Raw genomic sequence first — 7229 nt, 5'->3', positions numbered from 1 at the left:
GACGCCGAGATGCGCAAACTGATGGCGAGCTGGCTGGAGCTTTATGGTGAAGACGGCCGGATCAGACTTTACCGCCATGTCGGCTGTGACAAGTGCAACCAGACCGGCTACAAAGGCCGGGTCGGCCTGCACGAATTACTGATTGCCGACGACACCATCAAACGCCTGATTCAGGAGCGCGCGCGGGTGGCCGAGATTTTTGCTGCGTCGGTGGAAGGTGGCATGCGCACGCTCAAGATGGATGGCATGGAAAAGGTCATGATGGGTCTGACCGACCTGAAGATGGTGCGCTCAGTTTGTATCAAGTAAAAAGCACTCAAGCGCTTTATAAATAAGCTTTTTGCGCTCTACTAAAGATAGTGTTTGCGCTGATTTTCCGGCCCAAGTTTACAGATTTCCGGCAAACAACTGCCGCATCACCAGGTCCTTGAAGGTGTGCACTTCGGCCAGCCCCAGACGCTCCAGATACTCGGGGGGCGCTTCTTTGCCTTCCCACAGGCTTTTGATCGCCATGGTCAGCAGCTCTGACGGGTGATGGCTGGCGTGTTTCATTTTTTTCATGGCGCGCACCATGTGCAATTCGTCATCGGTCAGGTCGGTGCCGAACGGGAAATCGGGCAATAAGGCCGCTTCTTTCCAGGGCTTGAGTTTGGCTGCCAGTGCCTCTGGCAGGTTGTTCCGGTAACGCTCGGGGACTTCATACGCCGCCTCGAGCTTGCCGTGCGCCTTGGCCTGGCGCACCAGTTCGTCCTGAAACCGGGAGTCGGCCACGGCAATCAGGCGTTTGACCACTTCTCCGTCAGCCTGGCCACGCAGTTCGGCGATGCCGTACTCGGTGATGACCACGTCGCGCAGGTGGCGTGGAATGGTGACATGACCATAGTTCCAGACGATGCTGCTTTTCAGCCCGTCCTTGTTGTCGTGGGTGGCGCGCAGCATCATGATCAGCCGTGCATCGGCCAGCGCGTGGCTCATGGCTACAAAGTTGTACTGTCCGCCCACACCGCTGACCACCTGGCCGGACTCCAGCGCGTCGCTGGCGGCCGCACCCAGCAGCGTCATGACCATGGTGGTGTTCATGAAGCGGGCCTTGCGGCGCTGGGCACGTTTGAGGGCGTCGTTGCCATACAACTGGTTGATGAAGTCGATGCGCGTCATGTCGATCTTGGCCAGATCCTGGGGTGCCATGCTGCGCAGGCGGTCGTAAAAGTCACGCGGGCCCAAAAAGAAACCACCGGTCATGAACACCCCATGCATCAGCCGCGAGCCCAGCATGTGATGGCCAATACATTCGAAATTGGCTTTGTCGTCCAGGTCCGTGCCACAGTGGTGATTTTCGAAACAAAGGTTCTGGCCCTGCAATTGAACCTCATGGCGCAGGATGCCAAAACGCTTGAGAAAGCTGATGTCCTCCTGAGCCAGCGGGGAGCGGATACGCCCGGCCTGCAGCAGTGCCAGCAACATATCGGCGCTGACGCAGTCGTCCTGAATGCGTCCGCTGTTGAGCAGTTGCTGCAGCACGGCGTCATCAAATACTTCGCGGCGGATGATGCCAGCCTCAATCAGCCGCAAGAACGCGTTGACAAACATCTCCGAGCAACCATACAGGCCGGCATCAAAGCGGCCAAGTTCACGTCCGGTCAGGCCATCCGGACACAAGGATTCCAGAATATGGCGGTATTCCGCGCTGTGGCGGTCGCGCACGATGAGTGCTTGCCCGATCGCATCACCGAGTGAGCCAATGCCAATCTGCAGCGTGCCGCCATCCACCACCAGACTGGAGGCATGCAGGCCAATGGCATAGTCGGCGGCGCTGACCTTGTTGTTGGGTGGGGCAAACAGCGCGTGGGAGGCGGCCGGGTCCGATACCACCACATCAAAAAAGCCGGGGTCGACTTCGGCACCGTTGGGCATAAAAGGCATCTGCCGGTTGATCACCCCGACAGCCATCACGGGCTGACCACTGGCGCGCACACATTCGATGACCTCTTCAGTGATGTCGGGGTTACTTGACAGGCTCAGGCGCAGGCTGTCGTCATGCCCCTTGGCACCGACGGCCTGGGCGATCACGTTGAGCCCCTGCACCGCCATGTCTCGTGCGGCATAGGTGTAGTTGGTGGAGATGTACGCCTGCTGCGCCGGTGCGTTGCCGAGGTAGTCGCCGGTTTTCATGAAAAACTCCTGCACCTCGATATTGGGGGGCAGCGTTCCGGCGCGCAGGTCCTTGACATAGTCCATGTCGGGATAATCGTCAAACACACGCTCGACCAGCGGTTGCAGAAAATTGCGCTCCAGGTCGCTGTGCCCGACCGGTCGTTCCAGCGACAGGGCGGTGATGATGCGCAGTTTGCGCGCCGGGTTGGACTTGATGCGACGGTACAACACATTGACCAGCGGGTTGGGCTTGCCAATGCCCAAGGGGATGCCCAGCACCACCGGGCCGACAACGGTGTCAAGGATGTGATCGACGCATGCGTCCATCGACGCAATAAAGATGGGTTTTTTCACGGACTGTCTCCTGATCCTGCTCGGGGTGCAGGCTATTCTGGCAGACTTGAATTTTCGCCCTTTGCCGCACAATTGCCCACCTGCCGAACCGTTCTGGACTTGGCATACTAATCGCCGGCATCCACTGTTGTCTGTTACGAGGAACCCTGTACATGAGTCACTTGCAAACCTGCCCACTTTGTTCGCATCGGCGATTGCTGTTGCAAAGTGCCGCCATCCTGGCGTTGCCCGCGGTTGGCCAGCTGCCGGCGCAGGCGGAAGGTGTGGAAGTTGGCAAGAATTCGGTTTTTACCAAATTGGTGCCGGCCGAGACCATTGAGCGCTCGGCGGCCCAGCAGTACGCGCAGATGCTGCAGCAGGCGGCCAACCAGAACGCCTTGGCCGGGCGGGATCATCCCCAGGTGAAACGATTGCGCAGCATTGCCGACAAGACCATTCCGCACGCGCTGGGCTGGAATCCGCGCGCTGCCAACTGGCGCTGGGAGGTCAACCTGATTGGCAGCAAACAAATCAATGCTTTCTGTATGCCTGGCGGCAAGATTGCGTTTTATACCGGCATCCTGGATCAGCTGAAACTCACCGATGACGAGGTGGCAACGGTGATGGGCCACGAGGTGGCGCACGCGCTGCGCGAACATGCGCGCGAACGTATGGGGAAAAATGCCGCCACCGGCATCGGTGCCTCGTTGTTGGGGGCTGTGCTGGGTTTGGGTGAGCTGGGTCAGACCGTGACCAATTACGGCGCGCAGCTGCTGACCCTGCAATTCAGCCGCAGTGACGAGTCTGAGGCCGATCTGGTGGGCATGGAGCTGGCCGCGCGTGCCGGGTTTGACCCGCGTGCCGGGGTCAGCCTGTGGCAAAAAATGGCCCAGGCCAGCAAAGGTTCGCCTCCGCAGTGGCTGTCCACCCACCCCTCGGGAACCACCCGCATCGCGGACATTGAGGCCAATCTGCCCAAGGTGCTGCCGCTGTACGTGCGGGGGCAGCCGCAACTGCCCACTCAGTAAGCGGGTACGTAACAAGGCGTTTCGCGCGCTTTCAGCCGGTCGCGGCTTTCAGTGTCAGCGCCAGCGCGTACAGGTCATTGCGTGATTCACCGGTGATCTCGGCACTCAGCCGGACGGCTGTCTTGAGCGGTAGCTCGGCCAGCAACAGGCGCAGAACGCGGCCGTCCGTTTCTGATGTGCCGCTTCGGGTGACCGGGTGCAGAACCAGCGCGAACTCGCCACGGATGCGGTGTTTGTCTTGCGCCAGCCAGGCAGGGAAATCCTGTGCGCTGAGGGTGGCAAGCTCCTCAAACTGTTTGGTCAGTTCACGCCCAACGGTCAGGCTGCGTGCCCCCAGGGTCGCCAGCGCCTGTGCCAGAACCTCAATGCGGTGGGGTGCTTCCAGCAGGACGACGGCGCGCAATTCGTCAGCCAGGGCTTGCACGGCGCTCAGGCGTTCGCCGCTTTTGGACGGCAGGAATCCGGCAAATACAAAGTCGCCTGACTGCTGCGCGTCGGCCACGACACCGGCCACACTCAGCACGGCGGTCACGCTGCTGGCACCCGGCACTGGCACCACCTTCATGCCGGCCTGGCGCACGCCGGCCACCAGGCGTGCCCCGGGGTCGCTGATGGCAGGCGTGCCGGCGTCGCTGACGTAAGCCACACGCTGCCCCTTTGCCAACCGGTCGAGCACCGTTTGTACCGCCTGCGCCTCATTGTGCTGGTGAACCGCGAGCCATTGACCCGGCGCTTTGTCAATGCCGTAGGCGCGCAGCAGCGCCTGGCTATGACGCGTGTCCTCGCAGGCAATGGCGTCGGCTTGCTGCAACAGGTGCAAGGCGCGCAGCGTGATGTCGGCCAGGTTGCCAATGGGCGTGGCCATCACATACAGCGTGGCCGCAGGATAATTCTGGTTCGCTGCCACCTCGCTGGCGCCGCGCAGGGCGGTGCCAAAGTCGACGGCCAGGCTCGAAGGGTGGCTTGACATCAATGATCTTTCCTCTGGCAAACAAAAAAACCAAACCCGGCACCAGCAAACAATCGGGCGATGCGGCTGAGGCAATCGCCTTGCAACATTTGTTGCAGGCGGGCTTGGTGCTGCTGGAGCGCAATTATCGAACGCCCGGGCGCGGCGGTGGCGAGATCGATCTGATCATGCGCGCACCCGACGGCACCTGCGTGTTTATTGAGGTGCGACAACGCAAAAGCGCGGGCCATGGGGGTGCTGCCGCCAGCGTGACGTTTGCCAAGCAGCGGCGCATTGTTTTTGCAGCGCGCCATTACCTGATGCGGTTTTCGCAGCCGCCGGCGTGTCGTTTTGATGTGTTGGCGCTGGACGCGGGCAGCATCACCTGGCTGCAGGCGGCATTTGACGCGACTTGAGAAAAAACCTGAGCCCCTGTCGACGCTGTCGGCGCGGGTATCATTGCCGTCATGCTGGAACAACGTATTCAACAACACTTTATCGATAGTGCCGACCTGAAGTACCAGGCTGCTTCCCTGTTGAGCAAGCCGATTGCCGAGGCGGTGCAGGCCCTGCTGGCATGTGTGACCAGCGGTGGCAAGGTGCTGGCCTGCGGCAACGGGGGTTCGGCGGCTGACGCGCAGCACTTTGCTGCCGAGTTCATTGGCCGCTTTGAGCGGGAACGCCCCGAACTGGCGGCCATTGCCCTGACCACGGACAGCTCCATTCTCACGGCGGTGGCCAACGACTATGGCTTCAACGCGGTCTTTTCACGGCAGGTGCGCGGTCTGGGGCAATCCGGTGATGTGCTGATTGCCATTTCGACCAGTGGCAATTCTCCGAATGTGCTGGCTGCCATTGAGGCGGCCCATGAACGTGACATGGTGGTGCTGGGTTTGACCGGGCGCGGTGGCGGCAAGATGGCCAGTGCCCTGCGTGACACCGACGTGCACATTTGTGTGCCGCATGAACGGACCGCCCGGATCCAGGAGGTGCATCTGCTGACGCTGCACTGTCTGTGTGATGCGGTTGATGCCCAGTTGTTGGGTGACCTGGAGACTTCAGAATGAAATCCTATTTCCCGCGCGCCCTGTCCATGCTGACCCTTGGCGTCTGTCTGGCTGCCAGTTTGAGCGCCTGTGTTCCCCTGCTGATGGGGGGGGCCGTGGTCGGCACCGCATTGGTGGCCACGGACCGCCGCACCTCGGGCGCGCAATTGGAAGACGAAGGCATCGAGCTGCGTTCTGCCAGCCGTCTGCGCGAGGCGCTGGGTGATCGGGCCCATGTCAATGTGACCAGCTTCAACCGGCGGGTGCTCATCAGCGGCGAGGTGCCCACCGAACAGGACAAACAACTGGTGGAACAGACGGTGTCCCGGGTGGAGAATGTGCGCACGGTGGTGAATGAACTCGCCGTGCTGGGCAATTCGAGTCTGACGCAGCGCTCCAATGACGCCTTGATCACCGGCAAGGTCAAGGCTGGCCTGGTCGATTCAAAGGACCTGTTTGCCAATGCGTTCAAGGTGACCACCGAGCGGGGCACCACCTATCTGATGGGGCGTGTGACCCAGCGCGAGGCCGACCGTGCCACCGAAGTGGCGCGCACGACTGGCGGGGTACAAAAGGTGGTGAAAGTGTTCGAGATCATCAGCGAGGACGAACTGCGCAATCTGCAGCCAAAACCTGCATCAGCTGACAGCAAAGCGGCACCCAATTAAACCCTGCGTTTGCTCGGGTCGATTGAGTTCCAAGATACCAACCCTGAACACCACGGAACCGGCTTTGCCGGGCCGTCGGTGTTGTCCCCTGAAGGGGAGACGCGTTGTCAAGCGCGGCTCGGTTGGGGAGCCTACCTCAGCCGCTTGATCAGGCTGGAGGTGTCCCAGCGCCGCCCGCCAAGCTGCTGGACATCGGCGTAGAACTGGTCAACCAGCGCGGTCACTGGCAATCGGGCACCGTTGCGCCTGCCCTCGTCCAGTACCAGTCCCAGGTCTTTGCGCATCCAGTCCACGGCAAAGCCAAAGTCAAACTTGTCGGCCACCATGGTCTTGCCACGGTTGTCCATCTGCCAGCTTTGCGCTGCGCCTTTACCGATCACATCGAGCACCTGGTTCATGTCCAGGCCTGCCTTCTCGCCAAACGCGATCGCCTCCGAGAGACCTTGCACCAGCCCGGCAATGCAGATCTGGTTGACCATTTTGGCAAGTTGACCCGCGCCACTTTCACCCAGATGGGTGAACGCCTTGGAAAACGCCATGGCAGCCGGACGCGCCGCCTCAAAAGCCGCTGCGTCCCCGCCGCACATCACGGTGAGCTGGCCGTTCTGTGCGCCAGCCTGGCCACCGGAGACCGGCGCGTCGACAAAGTTCAGACCCAGGCCTTTGGCGTTGGCATACAGTTCACGCGCCACATTCGCGGACGCCGTGGTGTGATCCACCAGAACCGCACCCGGCGTCATACCGGCGAACGCGCCATCCGGCCCCAAGGTCACGCTGCGCAGGTCATCGTCATTACCGACGCAGCAAAACACCAGGCTGGCACCGGCCGCAGCCCGGGCCGGGGTTTCAGCATGATGGATATGGCTGTTTGACCCGCTAGCGCTTTTATATTCTGCACACCATGCTATTGATTTTGATGATGTACGGTTGTACACGGTGACCTGATGTCCGGCGCGTGCGAGGTGCCCGGCCATCGGGTAGCCCATCACGCCCAAGCCCAAAAATGCCACGTTCTGGGCGGGTGTGGCGTCGTAAGTTTTGTTGTTCATGC

At 61.1% G+C, this 7229-nt stretch carries 7 protein-coding genes and 1 pseudogene; 5 read left to right on the top strand and 3 right to left on the bottom strand.

The features are described from left to right. Positions 1-309, top strand: a pseudogene (locus KBF66_RS17995) (secretion system protein E); the annotation flags it as partial. Positions 310-387: 78 nt separating this feature from the next. On the opposite strand, the gene KBF66_RS17990 reads toward KBF66_RS17995, so the two are convergent. Then, positions 388-2508, bottom strand: coding sequence for an acetyl-CoA hydrolase/transferase C-terminal domain-containing protein (locus tag KBF66_RS17990; protein ID WP_296660731.1), 2121 nt, complete (start codon positions 2506-2508; stop codon positions 388-390). Between the two features lie 152 nt (positions 2509-2660). On the opposite strand from KBF66_RS17990, the gene KBF66_RS17985 reads away from it, so the two are divergent. Beyond that, positions 2661-3515, top strand: a complete 855-nt coding sequence (locus KBF66_RS17985) for a M48 family metallopeptidase (protein ID WP_296660728.1) — start codon at positions 2661-2663, stop codon at positions 3513-3515. Between the two features lie 31 nt (positions 3516-3546). On the opposite strand, the gene rsmI is transcribed toward KBF66_RS17985, so the two are convergent. Continuing rightward, the gene (rsmI, locus tag KBF66_RS17980; protein ID WP_296660725.1) at positions 3547-4485 is read right to left on the bottom strand and encodes a 16S rRNA (cytidine(1402)-2'-O)-methyltransferase; all 939 of its coding nucleotides are present in this window, start codon (positions 4483-4485) and stop codon (positions 3547-3549) included. A 2-nt stretch (positions 4486-4487) separates the two neighbouring features. Here rsmI and KBF66_RS17975 point away from each other — a divergent pair, with 2 nt between their 5' ends. The 3 genes from KBF66_RS17975 to KBF66_RS17965 are packed head-to-tail and all read left to right on the top strand — an operon-like array spanning position 4488 to position 6178. Next, positions 4488-4880, top strand: coding sequence for a YraN family protein (locus KBF66_RS17975; RefSeq protein WP_296660721.1), 393 nt, complete (start codon positions 4488-4490; stop codon positions 4878-4880). Positions 4881-4931: 51 nt separating this feature from the next. Then, a complete protein-coding gene (locus KBF66_RS17970; RefSeq protein WP_296660718.1) occupies positions 4932-5531 on the top strand; it encodes a phosphoheptose isomerase in 600 nt (199 codons plus the stop codon). Further along, complete coding sequence (locus tag KBF66_RS17965; protein WP_296660715.1) at positions 5528-6178, top strand: BON domain-containing protein; 651 nt, start codon at positions 5528-5530, stop codon at positions 6176-6178. Before KBF66_RS17970 ends, KBF66_RS17965 begins: the two co-directional genes overlap by 4 nt. A 131-nt stretch (positions 6179-6309) precedes the next feature. On the opposite strand, the gene KBF66_RS17960 is transcribed toward KBF66_RS17965, so the two are convergent. Beyond that, positions 6310-7227 (bottom strand): NAD(P)-dependent oxidoreductase, encoded by a 918-nt coding sequence (locus KBF66_RS17960; RefSeq protein ID WP_296660714.1) that lies wholly within the window; start codon positions 7225-7227, stop codon positions 6310-6312. Between the last annotated feature and the right edge of the window lie 2 nt (positions 7228-7229).

Source organism: Rhodoferax sp., from assembly GCF_018063565.1.
Taxonomy (GTDB): domain Bacteria; phylum Pseudomonadota; class Gammaproteobacteria; order Burkholderiales; family Burkholderiaceae_C; genus Rhodoferax.
Note: the sequence above shows the minus strand (reverse complement) of the source record. Positions and strands in the feature narration are given on the sequence as shown.